Here is a 16,716-nt window from a genome sequence, read left to right as displayed (position 1 = left end):
TTGCTGAACTTTTATTGTTTTGATTGATAAGAGTGGATTTAAAACCTATATTAAATCCACTTCATTTCGAACTTTATTATGTAATAAATACATAGTTTGAATTATACTTAAATTAGAATTTAAACTCTCTCTTGATAGGGTTTAAATTCCTACAATTTTTGTTCACGTTAAATTAGGATTTAACGTGAAGATAAAAATTTGTAACTTAAATTTTATTTCTCCCCTCCTGTTGTTGTAGAAAGACATGAAAATGGATACTTTTTAGACAAGAAAGTAGATCCTTTATGAATATCTTTTGTTATTAATGTAGAATTGAATTTTATTTTAACGTCATATTTAATTAGGTTTTGCTGAGAACTAAAAAAAAGAGAGCACGGCTCTCTTTTTTATCAGGCTGTGGAGAAAGTCTTCTCCACAGCCTGAACATCTTTCGGTATGAAAGATGTAATTAAGCGCTTAATTACATAAAATTTTCTTTTTACTTGTTTTGGGTATATATACTTATCTTAGCTGATGGCGATGCGGTTGAACCCCTACTTTAGGGAGAAGTCTCATAATTTTTGTAAAAATATTCAACTTCCTTACGAATTGCACTCAAATTTTCAAATGCTAATTCAAGCTCTAGAGCGGCAATAATAGCAGGAAGATTATCCAAGTCCTCACTCATATCCCTTGATAATTCTTTTAAATCATAAGATATAGCACTCCAAATTCGATGGATTTTTCGAATGATTGGTAAAATATGCGTTTCTGATGGAATAACACGACCAAGTTGTGATGCTAAGGAAGTAAAAGTTCCATAAACAACAGAATACTCGAGATGATTTCTGATTCCTATACGAGGAATCATCTCAGTACACTTTTCATACGCATAATCACACTCTCCAATCGTTGTATAAAATTGGGATAGATCTCTCGTCATTTTTTGAGCTTGCTGATGATATTTTAAAGTATGATTGGATAAATCATTACAAATATATAAAAATTTAGATTTAGTATTTGGAGACAAATTACCGTTTTGTGCTTCCAAAAGAATTTGATTAAAGTTATCATGATGTTTAATACAGATTAAGTCTGTATCAGTTACAATATTTTGAGCAAGAGAAATTATTTCTGCAGGTTCTCCGTTTCCCCAAAATAGAGATGCTTGCTTTATATTGTTAGTTACTCCCCATGATATAAATAACATTATACAAAATGGAGTATCTTCTTTTACTAGACGGTCCCAACTTTCCTTGAACTTCCCATCACTTTTAGTACATATGTACTCCTCTAATGCGTCTATATTTATTGGTAGGTAATTGCATTTTTTCATATAATCAGAAAAACGTCTCCATTCATCTACTGATAAAATAAATGGAGAATTATTATCTTCTAATTGACGTATCGGAAAAACTACAGGGTTCATAAAAATATCCCTCTACATTTTACTATTTACTAATTTATGTTGGACAGAAATATCTATAGGTTGTAATGAACCCTGTAGTTTTTTCTTATAATCAGTGACAAGATCACCTGCTAATTCCATTCTGATTTTTTTTACGTTGGAAAGATTTGGTCCATCCTGTACTTTAATTTGCCAAGTTGTGTAAGGATTTGGAATGAAATAGTTGTAAGCAAACTCTTCAGCTATGGTACCATCAGTAATAATCGTGGTACCTTGATAACTAAATCCTCTATAAAAGGGTTCTGAATTAAATTGAAATTGTTTCTCCATATAGTTATCGTAATAGTGTCCTGAGTTTGTAATTCGAATTTGTACCCTAGAAGTAGCATCTATTCCATCTAACCAAATTCGCATTAATTTAAGACGAACGCGATACTCATTTTCAAAATAAGAATCATTTAAATTAATTTCCCAAGAGGTTTCCCTATTTTCTTTTAAAGATTCTAGAATCTTAGAATCTGTAATCTCTATTATTCTATTCTGAAAAGGTTGTGGAGGTGGATTGAACATCCTTAAAGCACGCATACAATCTGTTTGCATTGTTGCTACATCTACTTTTAGTTCTGACACTTCTTTTAATATGTTTGGATTTACAGATGAATCCTGGAGAGCCCAATATTTATAAGCATGTTTATAATTGGCTAATGCTACAAATAGAATTTGCTTCATATCTATATAACGTTGATACAGCTTTTGTTCCATTTCTTCATTTTCAGATTCTTGACTCTCTAAATTTTTAATATACTCTTCTATTCTTGCAAGATCTGCCTGATGGATATGTTTTTCAATTAACAGACGAAATAGTTCTTGACTACAACGAATGTGGGCTACTTGACTTGAAGAAAGTGATTGTCCATATACAGCTAAAATATCTAATTCTAGTAAATATTCTTTGGCACCTTCGATTTCTTTCCTAATGGCATCATCTAAAGCGTCAGCTGTTTTTAACTGGAATATTTCCCAAGAGGCTTTACCAGTTAAATCTTCTTGAGGAATTTGCCACTCCGTATCTTTAATCTTTTCAAATAGATCATCTGGGAATTGCATATCTCTTGATGCCTTTGATATCTCTTCTGTTAATGCAGATACCTTGTTAATTAATTCAACAAGATCATTTAGCCTTTCCATACTTTCTTTTAATGATTGAGCTAATACAGATAGTTCACCACCAGTTTCAATGATTTCTTTTAAATTACTAATAATCCCTATTATTTCTCCAGGTGCAGAAGTTCCTCCTGAAGCAATTATAGAACCCAGAGATTGTGTGAAGTTCAGTACAGTATTTACCATTTTAAAAGCTAATTTCATCTGTTGTTCATATTGATGTTTTTTTAGTCCATATTCGAACTCGATTTTAGAGAATATTAAGATGTTTTGTTGATTTTCAAACTGGCGTAATGATGTTTCAATAGCATCTCGAGAATTTTTTAAATTATTTTCAGCTTGATTAATCAATGTTTCTTTAAATAATAGTGTATCTTGTTCATGTCTTAACATAAGCAAAGCGGCATTTTTTCGATCATCAATTGTCAAGTTTTTATCTAAATATCGATGATATTGTTCTTCAAATTGCTGTGCTGCTGCCAAAAAGGCATTAATTTCATCTCTATAGAGTTCTTTATCTAAAAGCGGAACAAACGTATTATCACCACGATCGGCAGTCAAAATGGTAAATAACGAAGTACTTTGTAAGCATAATGAACCTTGTCCATCATATTGAGCAGTAAATATCTTTAACCAATTTAACTGATTAGCTGCAATATCTGGTTTTGATTCAAAAAATAAACAAGCTACTTGGAAAACAGATGCAAAAAGTTTTGGAAGTTGTGTTGTAGGAACTACGTATGTAATTTCTGCTACAGTAAATGTACCTTCGTTATCATACAATCGCACTCCTTTATTGCTCAATTCTATAGAGTAAGGAGGGACATTACTCTGGCTATAGATTGGAGTAGTATTTAATGTTCCAGAAAGCTCCATAGCATATATCGTCAACTGGGCTAAATCTCCTCCATTTTTATAATCTAGTATAATCTCTGCTGTTCCCTCATATTCTATTTCTACACGTCTTGCTCTAATAACTATTTGCATATCTTGTAAAATACAACTAAATTCATCAGGAATTCGAACAACATCCGCAAAGATTGAAATCATTCTTGGTGTTAATTCACTGTCTTCAATAGACTTATATACTTCACCTAAGTCAACGAATAAATCACGAATTTCATATTTTGTTCTTGTTGCATTTAAGTAGGACGTTCCCGGAATGTGTTGATTGTTCAATAACTCTTCGTATAAAATTTTATAATCAATACTATAACTCATTATGAATTCCCCCATTTAGACAAAATAAGAAACAAAAGAAAGGTCGTATTGAATAAATAGAATTTTATTCTTACAATTTTTCTTTTGTCTCTAGATATACAACTTAAGCTATTTTTATTTCATTTATTCATGTTTTAGGTTCTCTTAAAATGAAGCAAACTTAATATTTACATACATTTTAATCATAAAAAGTGTTTGGACATACTCTATTACAACTATAAATTTTTAAATCTGCCATGCTTACGCTGTGTATTGTTCAACAATGAATTCTACATCTGCATTAACTCGGAAGTCATCAGCTTCTTGACCAACAACTTCCCATTGCATAATTGCCAATTCAATTCCAAGATCAGCAAATTCCGGATCATCATGAATGTCTTCCATAACAATTTTAGATAGTTCATCAAGATCATTGTGAAGAGAGTTCCAAATACCATGAATTTTTTGTATTATAGGTAAGGCGTCACCCATTTGTTGCTGAATTTTATTTATTCCCGAATCTGTTTTATCAAGCAAAGACATCAGATAAACATTTCTTTTGATTATCTTTTCAGCTTGTTCAATTTGTTCTTCTAAAGCCTTAACTTTAGCTTCTAATACTTTTCCTTCTGTACTATCGAGAACTCCCTTTAAAACAAGACCCCAAAGAGGACCTAGTAGTAGAGAAAGCCAAGATTGAGATTTGTAATCTTCGTAATTATCCATAGCGTCTTCTAACTCTTCTCTTAATTCTTCTATAGATTCTCTAAGCTCTGTTACTTCGTCACTATGTTCTCCGTATATTTCAACATATTTCACCTTAATTTCTGTTAAATCCCTATAATCATTAGCCGTGTCCTTTGCAAACACTCCGATCATCGTTGCCAAAGCACCAGCATGATCGCGAAATTCCGCTGCTTCTTTTGCTAGTTTTTTGCAAATCTTCTGAAACATTTCTAAAGACTTAGTATCACCATCTAAAATGGCTGGTAAGTAATCCAATAAAGGTTTGTAGTAAACTGTCGCTCTTCTGGAATAATTAACAATTTCATTAGCGACACCAAGAACTTCTCTATATGTGTTGTCTGTCCAATTTTGACAATGAGATTTAACATTTGAATAAACTGAGTATAGTTCGCTAAAATCCGGAATTTCGTCCGAAGACGAAAGTGCTAAAGTTTTACGCATTTCAGCCTCATTTACAGGGACATATACACCATCACCTGTATATTTTTGAATCATAATCCATTCTGCTTTAGAAAGTAAAAATGGTGATTCTTTACTACCTCCAAGACCTCTTGGTGAAATATCTCGTTTTACCATTACAATACACCCTCTCTAGTTTATAAAGTATTCAATATCTTAACTTCTTCAAGTACAGAATCCCTCAAATAAAAGTCTTCAAAGGCTTTAGGAAATGAATTTTTAGCTTCATTAATAAATTGATGAATAGTTATCTTAAGATATACAGGACCATGATACAGAACACTTTTCTAATCATCAGTTACACAGCCTCTAATATTAAAAAGACTGAAACCATAATCCGTTTGAAAACAATAGTCATCATTCCAGGGTTTTGTTCATCAAATTACGCCTGACTAAAACGCCCCACTAACATCCGTTCCTAAAACAGACATTTGCGTTAGATACTTTTAATCTGGTGTTTGGTGCATCCATTTTGAAAAGTTAATACTTTGCTTTTCAGAAGTAACAAGAGTTTCTTGAGTAGCAAGTTTAATATTTTTCATAATTAATACTACATCTCCTTTTTGGGGATTCAACACTAAAGATATTACATAAAAATTTAGTTAATGTTTGGTAACATTATTAGGAATTTATAACGATTTTTACTTGAATTTAGTAATTAATAGAAATTCAGTTAATACTGTTAACTATGAAGGGGCATCAGGATTTTGTGAATGTATAAAGTTAAGGAAGAAATCCTTATCTCAATAGGTTTTACTCTATTGAGATTATTCGTTCAACGAAAAAAATATTTTCAATTTTAATTAGGCATGTTCTTTCTGAATATATGATAATTATTTATGGTCAGAATTCATGTATTTTAGTAAAGGGTGTATTGATTTCGATATTGTTTTGGAGTAATTTGGGTATTTTTTTTAAAAATCTTAGAAAAATAACTTTGACTATTAAAATTGAGTAAAGTACTGATTTCTAATAAAGTATAGTTAGTTAAAGTTAAAAGTTTTTTTGCCTCTTCCACTTTTTCTCGATGAATATATTCACTTATTGTTATTCCTACCTCTTTTTTAAACATTGTAGATAAATACATAGAATTCTTATTAGTAGTATGTGCAAGCTGTTTGAGGGATATTTCTTGATAGATGTTTTTTGAAATATAATTTTGGCAAGTAGTAATCGTCTTCGAATAATTTCTCACATTATATGTTTTTACATGTTCTGTTAAACTGCAAAAAGCCTCTTTTACTAAAACTAATATTGATTTTACATCATTAATTTTTTCTACATTTTGTATGTATAACTCACTAATTGAAAAAGCGATTTCTGAAGGCAACCCTCCATCTATTGCATATCTAGTAGCTATAGCAATGCCAGCAATCGCTTGATTTTTTCGATTTCTTAACTCACTAGTTATGCAAAAAACTGTAAGTGTCTTACGAGGAAATGAATCCCAATGTTTTAGTAATTCCTCTTCGTTCCCAGATTTAATTGCTTCAAACATTTTGCTGGAATCGGATATTTCATTACGCATAGAGTCATTTTGATGACAAATTGATATATATAAATCAGGATTCTCGACCATAGAGATTTCGCGTTTAAACTGTTTATTTTTCTTAATAACAGTGTTAACATTTATTTTTTGTAAATAAATCATGTAATAGAGTAGAACACTGATATGAATTAAGGCTGATTGTTTTATCAAGGGTATTAAATGATAATACTCTATTATTTCTTGTTTTTTTATAACGATATGGAAATTATTTATAATTCTATCCAGCATTTTTTCGAATGGTTTGAAATATAAAGAGGGTCCAATAATAAAAGTCCCTTCAAAATTTCCATTACTTTCCAAGTGAATTAAAATGAAGTTTTCAAAAAAATTATTATTTCTAATAATAGGAAAATTAGTGGGGTCATTCTCGAAATAAAGTTCATTTAGGTATTCCTCTTTAGAGGAATACCAAGGGTTTGGAGTATTATGATATATATTTTCATAAAGGATATTCTTGTTCTTATCTAAAAAACGAACAGATATCTCGAATGTTTGAGATATTAAATGACAAATATATTCCTTATTATTTTGATGATTAGATATTTTCATGGTATACACCTCTCAGGATAATGATAATTTTGTAATCATTCAAAACATATAATCCACCTAATGATTAGCATTACTAACTTAACTTTACATATTTAGTAAAGTTAAGTGTGAATTGGAATGTTTTTCTATTAATTATAGTAAAATTAACTTGTATTTTCATGTGATATTTACAAGGAAAGGTATGTAATAATGCATATCTAGCATTGGCTATTTTTTTATTTATAATATGAATTTGAGGTTTTAAGTCTCGATGAAAACTCACTTATGCCGGTACTGAATGAAAATGATAAACATCCATATACTTTTCAACAACAAAAATGAGAACAAATCATAAATAAAGACTTATCACTAGAGGGGCTATCAACCTAAAGTAAAAAAATATCCCAAAACGAGAAAATTGACATCTTCAAATTGAAAATGTGTAAAATTCTTGTTTTGGGGTTTTATAATTTCTTAGGTTGATGGGCATGGGCTGTACCCCAATTTCATTCTTTAAACAGAAGAGGGTTATCTTTCTTGCAATATAAAGAAAGATAACCTTTTTTCTTTTTTATAATACAAAATTTAGACACAACATCATGCTTAATGTTTTTTGAACTATTGCTTAGCATAAGGATAGTTCATTTCCATTCAGTAAATCTCCACTTTGGTGTCTTTATATTAAGAAGTACCTCCTTTCTTGTCACGATATGTGGACAAGAAAGGAGGTACTAAATGAACTATATTTGTTGGTAATTCAACATTTTACGCTAGAAAATTAGTTCCTAATTTCATGTCTTTCTACAGTTGTACAAAGACATGAAAATGGATACCTTTTAGACAAGAAAGTGGGTACTTCTAATTCTATCATTGTTTTAGGACAAGAGATTCCAATTTCTACACACAAAAATACCGAGTAGGATATACTCGGTACTATTACTATCATTCTTTTGGAAGTACAATTCCTTTATATAATTGAACTGTAATGAAGTAGTAAATCGTATAAATAACTACAAAAATTACAATTGGTAACCAGATACGGAAATACGGATCCACTAAAATAAATCCAAAAATATTCATCCCCATTAGTACGTGTGCAATACCTACTACAGCTGGAAACAGGAATATCAAGAATAGATCTTAGATATGAAAATTATACAACGTATACTTTATACATTTTATCGATAAGCTTTTGTATAATAGTTAAAAAGTTTATTGACTCATGTCTTTTTACAATTGTAGATGTAAAAGGATATGAATCTATAGTGAAGATTATTTCTATTATAAAAAGTGCTCCTAAATATCTTTAGGAGCACTTTTTATGAAACATTATTTTTAATCTGCATAGGAACCACTTTATTATAATAACCATGCTTTACAACTTGCCTAACATCATCTACTTCAATATCCATCATTTCTGTAATATCTACAACAATTGTATTTTGCAGAACATTCACTACAAATCCTGTTAATTGTAAACTTGGATTTTTACGATATAAAAATTGAACATAATCTCCAATTTTTATTTTTGTTTTATGCTCCATTTCGTGTCCCCCTAAATTATCGTTAAGTATTCCATAGTTTCCCCCTATTTTGCTTCTTCATACTAGTTAGCGAGTATATAAAATAAAGAATACTTTATCTTTTTTAATTTGGATTTGTAATACAAAAAAGAGCATCCCTATAACACGGATGCTGCAACAGGAAAGAACAAATATATAATAATAAAAAGAATTACTTATATTATAATTTGATAATGACACGATTAATATTGAGAAAATTCTAAATGGATTGAATATATTTATGTGCTTAATTATAATTGATTAAGAGCTGGGTAGTATTCTGTCATCTATTCCTTTTTTAAAGAAGATTGATCTCAATCTTCTTTTTTTTATTTTTTGTCTCTCTCCCTCGAAAAATAGAATATGAATTACGTAATAATTGTGGAAATCGCTTGTTTGTAAACTAGTTGTTGCTTACCCTGAACCACCATAAGAACCGTAAATTTATCTGTTGCAAGGATTTTCCCGCGTATGGGAACCCCACTCTTTAAAAATATGGTGCAATCCCCCTTTTTTACTTTTAATTGTTCATACGTATCTTCTTGTAAGTTATACATGAAAAATACCCCCTAGTTATATATATTTTCAATATTTGCTACTATATAAATATCGTAACACAATTAAATATAAATACCGCTCTAGTTACGTATTTCGCAATAAAATTATTGGAAATATAGAAACCGAACCATCTTTTCTAAGAGCATATGTAACTTATATTAGCAAATATCACCAAGGGGAAAAATGAACATATAAATCACTATATTCGAATATTTATTATTATAACGAGTGCGGGTCAAAGGTACTCTTTTTTATTTTGACACACCTGAATATTTCTAAATAGTAAACACATACTATACACAGGCGATAAGCCATAATTCATTTAACTTGTCCGAGTATTTCTTCTCTTCTCTTTTCTTTTCTGTATTGAGCAGTTAGTCTACTCTAACTGCTCTTTTCCTTTTTATTAGCTTGTCACCACTTAAAAGTATAAGCATATAATAATTATGTGAAAGCTTTTTCATTCTTATGACCCTCCTTAAAAAGAGCACTTGTGTAAGGTGCTTTTTTAGTACATATAATTCTTTTTCAACATTCAACATATAGAAGTAATGAATTGTATTTAGTATTATATAAGTGACCTCAACGTAAACTTTACTATTAATTTTTCCTAAAAGGGCCTACCCTCGCAACAGGCCCTTTTTAAAATGCGTTTTTATAACATGTTTCGTATCTTAAAAAACTTACATATAATATAAATGTACTCTTTACCAGTAAGAGTAATCTCGTTTTCAGGAGCGCTTAAAAACAAGCGTTCCTCTTATTCACTTTATCTGCTAATGTACATACAATATGCATAGTCACCTCAGTATTAGTCACAGGGCACCTTATAGGGTGCTCTTTATTTTTATGGGTACTAACCCTTTCTATGCAATAAGTCATTGTGTTAAAGCTGTTCTAAATTCCCCATAAATTACATATATTGAAATGAATAGTCGTTACTGTATATTCACCTTCAGAGCGTCTTCTTCTCAAGACGCTCTACACATTTATCATTAAATACCGATTTTTTTGAAATACTATGCACATTTTAACTGGACAAGCATATATTATTGTATGGTAATCAAATAGTCATATAGTCTATCTACCTTTCTAAGAGCACATATTCAAATGTGCTCTAATTATTTATCGTCAAATCTTTATTTTAAACATACTCACATTTTGTATAAAACGAACATATATTTATATAGACAAGACATAGCTTTTTATTACGCATGCACAAAAATTGTACATGTTTTTTCGTATATATAATATAATTTTACGCTAAAATTCCACATTTATTAAAAATATGACTATTATTCAAGTATTCCCCTATTCATATTGTCGGAATATCCATTTTAAGGTAGTTATATATTTCGAAATCTTCATTAAATATATCTGTAACTAACTGTATGGCCTCTCTATCATAAAAACTTTGATATGTAGGCAATCGAGGGAATAATGGATCTGTAATGTCTGCTTCAGCATAGTTTCCTTTATGGATCATCTTAGGAGCCTGATGATGCCATGAGCTCGTTGATGTCTGCAGGTTATATTGGGTTTCAATTCTTGAGATTTCATTAGAGAAGTCCTCTAAATACATATAATTGGTAACAAACTCTTCTTCTCCTTGGATATATTGTTGGGAATAGTGTGGATTGAGATAGTCGGCATCTGCTCCATTTGCGTGAAGATAATGTAAAAAATGTTTAAATGATATTTTCTTTTTGCATGTACTATCGTTATAAATAAACCTTCTAATTGGTCCCCACTCTGGATTTTCTATACCTGGTGGAGCAATAAGCGAAACAAAAGAGCTTACCGCTCTTTTGTAAGGATTCCGTACTAATTTTAGTGTATCTTTTTCTCCCTTTAGAAGTTCTCTTGACAATTTTGTTAGATAACCTGCTTTACTTTTATATATATCATATTCATAGTTATGGATGAGCGAATTATACTGCATTGCAATTTTATATAATCCTATTTGGGAAAAAAACCAGTTTGCAAGTGATGTACAACCACTCTTTTTACTCCAAAATAAAATTAAAGGAAAGTTAGGATGAAAATGCGGGACACGTGCCCCATATTCAATGATTTTCTTTACTTTTTCGTTCATTATAAATGCCCCCCATTTCTCTATTTATTAGAATTCGCCCTAAAATATTCAGGTATTTTGTTTAATCTGTCATAAATTATAGTAATTTTGTCTGGTAACAGAGTCTCTAAAGTTTGATTTTGCTTCAATTTCTAAGGGATAAGAACTGGCATTGGTATAGTAAATACAGAAAATCCTATAGCCAGCTGTTTCATATATTGGTCTTTTATTAATAAATTACGTATAACTGAATGAATCCCATCTTTATTACATACTATTAACAAAGTGTTGGAATCCCTAATTACGTCAGAGTATCTCGTTTTCATTCCTTGTTCGAAGACAATTTATCGCTCTTCTTAACAAACACCAAATAAATTGACAGACTGTCAGTCAAAAATATATAATGTAATTGATATTAATTATCAATTACATTATTCCTATTTAATAAATAAATTTATCTTTCACGGTTTCTCTTAAAATTTTTAAGTCAAATTTCCCACTTGCAACACCAAATAAATGTTCAAATGTTGGTTGAATGGATACAACCCTTGCAATTCGTTCTTCTGGAGTCCATTTGAATAATGATGAATCTACCCAATGGTGAATCGTTGAAAGGAAAAATTCTGCTGTAAGTGTTGGATTATTAACATGAAAAATTCCCTCTCTATTACCTTGGATAATTAAATCTGTTAAAATTGGCGTAAATTGACAAATCGTCTGTATATGTAATATTTGACGAAGAATCGCATTATTATCGTGTTGTAAATATTTAAAAATCTCAATATGCCCTGTTGGATCATCAAGTTCATACACAAAGACCCATGCAATTTTTTCGTAAGTAGAAAGGGAGTCACTATAAATCACTTCAATAAATTGTTTTTTTATACTTTTTAGTTGGCGATTAATCAATGCATTAGCTAACGCTTCCTTTGATTTGAAATGATAATACAATGTGCCTTGTGCTACTCCTAGTGTTCGAGTAATATCTGTTGTTGAGGTTTTTTCATAACCTTTTTGTTTGAAAAGGGATTCGGTAATATCTAATATTTCATTTCGTCTTTCTGATGCACTTCTTGTTACTCTAGCCATAGTTTCTATCGCCTCCTTCCATTATTTAACCATTTGACTAGTTGTCAGTCAAATGGTTATTTAGAAAAAAGTTTTTGATTTTATATTAAGCAAATATTAGTCATATAAAGGAGCTGTATCTATGAATATGATTCATTTAAAAAATACAAGAGCGTATTCTTCACTTAGATGGTGTTATTTAGCGATTATTTTGCTTGCAACACTGCTAATCTCTTTAAATACCTATATGATCCAGATTGCACTACCCATTATGCAATCTGAACTGCACATTAATTTCTCACAAGCACAATTAATATTTTCTGGATACTCGATTGGACTAGCATCAGCCCTAATAATTGGTGGTAAACTTGGTGATGTATACGGAAGAAGAAAAATGTTATTAATTGGTGTATTTATTTTTACAGTTACAGCTTTTGTTGGTGGAATTAGTTCACATCCATTGTTTCTGATTATTATTCGAATTATACAAGGATTGTCAGCAGCTTTTATCCAGCCACAAATTTTGTCAATTATTCAAATTATTTTTCCATCAAAAGAAAAGAATCTGGCTTTCGGTATATATGGTGCTGTCATTGGAATTGCTTTCACCTTTGGGTTAATATTAGGGGGATTATTAGTCGACTGGAACCTCTTTAATAGTAGTTGGCGTATGATATTCTTATGTAATGTACCATTTGGTATTCTAGTACTCTTATTACTGCCTATTGTTCCTGAATCTAGAGGAGAACAATCTCAACATATTGATTGGACTGGCGCAATTTTATTAATGATAAGTATATTATTGTTTATTTATCCGTTATCTGAAGTACAAAAATATGGTTGGAATTCTTCGAATTTAAGTATATTTATCCTTTCATTTCTTGTATTTATTTTTTTTATTCTTATTGAAAGGCATAAACAAAAAAATGATCAATTACCGCTTATAGATTTATCTGTATTTAAAAATTGGTTATTTGTAATTGGAATTAGTTCAGTACTCACAATATATATGAGTATGTTTTCATTTTTCTTTATCCTCAACTACTTTTTACACTTTGGCTTACATTATCATACGACAGATATGAGCTTAATTTTCTTGCCAATTGGTCTCGGCTTCTTTATTACTTCAATTTCATCTTCTAAAATAGTGAATCGTTTTGGTTTAATTGTATTAAAAATTGGTGCTTTGATAATGAGTATCTGTACATTCATACTCGTTAGATTACTTTTAATTGATGCACATAATTTATTTACTGTAGAGTATATATTGCTTTTATTTGTCTATGGACTTGGATTGGGATTTGCTACCACACCTTTAGCGAACACCATTTTAAGCAAAATATCGCATAATTATATTGGAGTTGCCTCAGGACTGTTCACAACCTTTATGTATTTAGCTAATTCTTTAGCGGTTGTAGGCATTAGTATCATATTCTCTAATAGTTTAAAAACAACTATAGAAAAGGCCTCTTTTACAGATTATCTACATGCATTTTCAAATTGTTTATTTGTGATTAGTATACTTTCATTGAGCACATTTCTCATCTTTTCTATATATAACAAGGTTTACAACAAAAACTAAAAAATAGTACCCTTTTCAAATAAGAAAACACCTACTTTCATATAGTCATTTCAAGAAATTCGTTACTTTCAGTTGCATAATGACTTTGTGTTTACACACTTATAAGGAAACGTGTCGCGCAAAAGATTACCCCTCACGAACAATAACTTTGAAATCTTAGATTCAAATGAACCTCTAGACGAATACGCCATATGCTAATTTAAATACCTTCTAGGGAAGCAGGTGAGTACTATGCCTTCTGTTGTTGGAAATCTCGTCGTTCAAAACAGTAATGGTGCTTTCAATCTAGGGGATTTTTATAATGTATCTCCGAAAGAAAATACGAAAGCTTATAATGGATCTGGGGCTTCCAATGTTGGATTTGTCGTAAATACTTTTAACGGTGTTAGCGCGACAAATACATTTGATGCTGATGTTGCAGACCAAAACCAAGTTGGAACTGCCTAAATTTATTCATTTACCTCTACCCCACCCTGAATAAAATTTAATATACCGCTTATACTATAATTACATCTAAAGTTTCATCTCTTACTGGAGCAGCCAGCTTTTGTTAGCTGTCCCTTTTATTTTTCATCACCTTTTATTTAGAGATACATACTTTGTATAGAAGACTTTTCAATATACCTCTATTGGGCTTTCGGTTATCTGTACATTTGATTATTTACTCCGAGGAAGGGCGCTGTTCAAAGGTGCTCTTTTGTTTTGTTTTGTTTTGTTTCTGCTCCAATTTCTTAAGTGCATGTTCCCAATTAGTACGCATTCTCTATTCCTCTTTGTATAAATTCTTAAATTTTCTTTAGGAGAGCAGTTAGATCTTGCTAGATGCTCTTTTATTGAATAAATCTCTAAAAATTATTAACAATATAACTACACCAAAGTTGAATAAGAATAACCATTGTGTTCTTCTTATTCACCAAAGCAGTTAGCCTTTGTTAGCTGCTTTTTTTGTTCTTATTTTTCTATTTGCTACATACATTTTTAACCTGTTCATTTTTGTTCACTGGGTTACCTCCTATCTGTAGAGCAACCTAAATGGTTGCTCTTTATAACTTTTTCTGAATAAATCTTCAAACTATGTCCATACTATAAATACATTTGAGTTCTGAAATTCCTTCTTAATGCTTTTTTGGAGAGCAGTTAGCTTTTGCTAGCTGCTCTTTTACATTAATGAACCGTCGATTATAATCGGAGCATCTTTATAATTATTAAATTCTTCTTCCCACTTATGTTTTTTCTCATTTGAACATGTTGCCTTTAGTGTGTTTATAAATATTTCGAGAGCTTGTTCTCTAGTTATTTCTAAAGGGAGTCCTTCTTCTTTAACCTGTTCTACACTATCACCTCCGACATTTTCTACATATACTTCAATTGCTTTATATGCACCTCCATCCACTGCAATTAACGTATAACATTCATGCTTATTAAACTCAAAGTATTTCATATCCGTTCCTCCTTGAATAAAATTCAATGTTTCGTTAATAATAGACATAGGCTCTATTTGTCACGAATCAACCTTATACTTAGCATTATTTTCTAATATAGGGGCCGAGTAGTTAGCATTTGCTAGCTGCTTTTTTATTTTTTATCCCCTTTTTTTATAAAATGGCATACTGTGTATTGAACAAATTTTCAATACACATTCATAGGTGTGATATGGACCATTAGGCAAGCTAGCTTATGGTTCTTTTTGTTTGCGGCAAACTTATACTTCTAATATGCACACAACAAAAAAGATAGCTCAATAGGCCATCATTATTAGGTTACATAATTATCATTATTGGAAGTTCTATGGATCACTCTTCATTTACAGGTTTTGGAATTGGATGGACATATCATATATAGAATCCTTAATGTAAATCCCCTCGTAGTTTTCTGAATATTATGGGAGGATGTAAATACTGTGAACACGGTATATTTAGTGTTTAATTGACCTTATAATAAAAAAAGCGCGCTAAATTGAATTGAAAGGTGCAAAAACATGATTACAAATCAACAATTAGTAATAAATAATTTAGAAGAAAAATTAAAAGTATTTACTCATACAGTTAGTGGAGAACTTATAATAGAAGAAGATTTCGTCATAGCAAATACAGGAATTCCTACTGATACATTCAATGTAGTAGTGCCGAAATCTCCAAGTATCAAAAATGCAGCTAAGATTAGACATGGCATTGATAATTTTTCTCACGAAAAATATCCCTTTAGTATTTGGATTGATGCTCAGTATTTAACCGAGGATTGGACAAAACTTATGCAAGAATATGACCTAAAAGAAGCGGAACGTAATGTAATGATGAAACTTGAAAATACTCTTAATGTTGGTCAAAGAATTTCCGATCAACTTATGATTACTAATGTAAAAAATAATGAAGAACTTTTAAAATATATAGACGTATTCATGAGCTTATTTGAGGGTACACCAGAAAAAGACGCATTAGAAAGTTATTTTAATAAGTTTTCTCAAGTGAAATTAAGTTCAGAAGTTCAAATGTTTATTGGATGCATAGATGAAATGCCTGTAACTACTGGTTTATTAATAGAAAGCAAAGATAGTTATGGTATTTATGATGTGATGACAAAAGAAACATTTAGAGGTAAAGGAATTGGCAGTGAAATGTTTCAATTTCTTCTAAATCAAACAACGGATAAACAAAAACCAGTTGTATTACAAGCTTCAGATGATGGGAAAAATATCTATAAGCGATTTGGGTTTATAGATGTTGGAGAAATGGTTGTATTTGAATAAGGGGTTTTCTTATTAAGCTAAAGGTGTGTTTTGATCAATCTTTGTTCAAAACACGCTTTTTCTTTTTGTTTGTTTATCAAGGTTATTTCTCT

12 protein-coding genes and 1 pseudogene are annotated in these 16,716 nt (G+C 30.5%); 3 read left to right on the top strand and 10 right to left on the bottom strand.

What is annotated here, in order from left to right; genetic code table 11:
• Positions 1-538: 538 nt before the first annotated feature.
• The 9 genes and pseudogenes from COK05_RS29780 to COK05_RS29740 all read right to left on the bottom strand — a co-directional run bounded on the left by COK05_RS29780 (position 539) and on the right by COK05_RS29740 (position 12,317).
• On the bottom strand, positions 539-1,408 hold the full coding sequence (locus COK05_RS29780) for a hypothetical protein (RefSeq protein WP_098615396.1): 870 nt from the start codon (positions 1,406-1,408) through the stop codon (positions 539-541).
• A gap of 12 nt (positions 1,409-1,420) precedes the next feature.
• On the bottom strand, positions 1,421-3,772 hold the full coding sequence (locus COK05_RS29775; protein WP_255290366.1) for a hypothetical protein: 2,352 nt from the start codon (positions 3,770-3,772) through the stop codon (positions 1,421-1,423).
• 240 nt (positions 3,773-4,012) lie between these two features.
• On the bottom strand, positions 4,013-5,074 hold the full coding sequence (locus COK05_RS29770) for an alpha-xenorhabdolysin family binary toxin subunit A (protein WP_098615395.1): 1,062 nt from the start codon (positions 5,072-5,074) through the stop codon (positions 4,013-4,015).
• 742 nt (positions 5,075-5,816) lie between these two features.
• Positions 5,817-7,055, bottom strand: coding sequence for an AraC family transcriptional regulator (locus tag COK05_RS29765; RefSeq protein WP_098615394.1), 1,239 nt, complete (start codon positions 7,053-7,055; stop codon positions 5,817-5,819).
• Between the two features lie 921 nt (positions 7,056-7,976).
• A pseudogene (locus COK05_RS29760) lies at positions 7,977-8,174 on the bottom strand (ABC transporter permease); the annotation flags it as partial.
• A gap of 179 nt (positions 8,175-8,353) precedes the next feature.
• The gene (locus COK05_RS29755; RefSeq protein ID WP_098615393.1) at positions 8,354-8,578 is read right to left on the bottom strand and encodes a DUF2187 family protein; all 225 of its coding nucleotides are present in this window, start codon (positions 8,576-8,578) and stop codon (positions 8,354-8,356) included.
• Between the two features lie 386 nt (positions 8,579-8,964).
• Entirely contained in the window at positions 8,965-9,153 is a 189-nt protein-coding gene (gene hfq / locus COK05_RS29750) for an RNA chaperone Hfq (protein ID WP_098615392.1), read from the bottom strand.
• Between the two features lie 1,316 nt (positions 9,154-10,469).
• Positions 10,470-11,249, bottom strand: coding sequence for a sulfotransferase family 2 domain-containing protein (locus COK05_RS29745; RefSeq protein ID WP_098615391.1), 780 nt, complete (start codon positions 11,247-11,249; stop codon positions 10,470-10,472).
• 420 nt (positions 11,250-11,669) lie between these two features.
• A complete protein-coding gene (locus COK05_RS29740; protein ID WP_098615390.1) occupies positions 11,670-12,317 on the bottom strand; it encodes a TetR/AcrR family transcriptional regulator in 648 nt (215 codons plus the stop codon).
• A gap of 121 nt (positions 12,318-12,438) precedes the next feature.
• Between COK05_RS29740 and COK05_RS29735 the strand changes: the two genes are divergently transcribed.
• Together COK05_RS29735 and gerPF are read left to right on the top strand one after the other, a co-directional pair.
• Entirely contained in the window at positions 12,439-13,878 is a 1,440-nt protein-coding gene (locus COK05_RS29735) for an MFS transporter (RefSeq protein WP_098615389.1), read from the top strand.
• Positions 13,879-14,109: 231 nt separating this feature from the next.
• Positions 14,110-14,325, top strand: coding sequence for a spore germination protein GerPF (gene gerPF / locus COK05_RS29730; protein WP_053513850.1), 216 nt, complete (start codon positions 14,110-14,112; stop codon positions 14,323-14,325).
• Positions 14,326-15,037: 712 nt separating this feature from the next.
• Here the strand turns inward: gerPF and COK05_RS29725 are convergent.
• Positions 15,038-15,319, bottom strand: coding sequence for a hypothetical protein (locus COK05_RS29725; RefSeq protein WP_176539475.1), 282 nt, complete (start codon positions 15,317-15,319; stop codon positions 15,038-15,040).
• 537 nt (positions 15,320-15,856) lie between these two features.
• Here COK05_RS29725 and COK05_RS29720 point away from each other — a divergent pair.
• A complete protein-coding gene (locus COK05_RS29720) occupies positions 15,857-16,624 on the top strand; it encodes a GNAT family N-acetyltransferase (protein ID WP_098615387.1) in 768 nt (255 codons plus the stop codon).
• Positions 16,625-16,716: the final 92 nt, after the last annotated feature.

The organism is Bacillus cereus (assembly GCF_002567495.1).
Classification (GTDB): domain Bacteria; phylum Bacillota; class Bacilli; order Bacillales; family Bacillaceae_G; genus Bacillus_A; species Bacillus_A cereus_AQ.
The sequence above is the reverse complement of the archived record's forward strand: the minus strand, read 5'-3'. Positions and strand labels throughout refer to the sequence as shown.

Excerpts from the sequence above, each read along its gene's own strand:
- COK05_RS29780 (WP_098615396.1), bottom strand. The coding sequence starts at position 1,408 with ATGAACCCTGTAGTTTTTCCGATACGTCAATTAGAAGATAATAATTCT.
- COK05_RS29775 (WP_255290366.1), bottom strand. The coding sequence starts at position 3,772 with ATGAGTTATAGTATTGATTATAAAATTTTATACGAAGAGTTATTGAAC.
- COK05_RS29770 (WP_098615395.1), bottom strand. The coding sequence starts at position 5,074 with ATGGTAAAACGAGATATTTCACCAAGAGGTCTTGGAGGTAGTAAAGAA.
- COK05_RS29765 (WP_098615394.1), bottom strand. The coding sequence starts at position 7,055 with ATGAAAATATCTAATCATCAAAATAATAAGGAATATATTTGTCATTTA.
- COK05_RS29755 (WP_098615393.1), bottom strand. The coding sequence starts at position 8,578 with ATGGAGCATAAAACAAAAATAAAAATTGGAGATTATGTTCAATTTTTA.
- hfq (WP_098615392.1), bottom strand. The coding sequence starts at position 9,153 with ATGTATAACTTACAAGAAGATACGTATGAACAATTAAAAGTAAAAAAG.
- COK05_RS29745 (WP_098615391.1), bottom strand. The coding sequence starts at position 11,249 with ATGAACGAAAAAGTAAAGAAAATCATTGAATATGGGGCACGTGTCCCG.
- COK05_RS29740 (WP_098615390.1), bottom strand. The coding sequence starts at position 12,317 with ATGGCTAGAGTAACAAGAAGTGCATCAGAAAGACGAAATGAAATATTA.
- COK05_RS29735 (WP_098615389.1), top strand. The coding sequence starts at position 12,439 with ATGAATATGATTCATTTAAAAAATACAAGAGCGTATTCTTCACTTAGA.
- gerPF (WP_053513850.1), top strand. The coding sequence starts at position 14,110 with ATGCCTTCTGTTGTTGGAAATCTCGTCGTTCAAAACAGTAATGGTGCT.
- COK05_RS29725 (WP_176539475.1), bottom strand. The coding sequence starts at position 15,319 with ATGAAATACTTTGAGTTTAATAAGCATGAATGTTATACGTTAATTGCA.
- COK05_RS29720 (WP_098615387.1), top strand. The coding sequence starts at position 15,857 with ATGATTACAAATCAACAATTAGTAATAAATAATTTAGAAGAAAAATTA.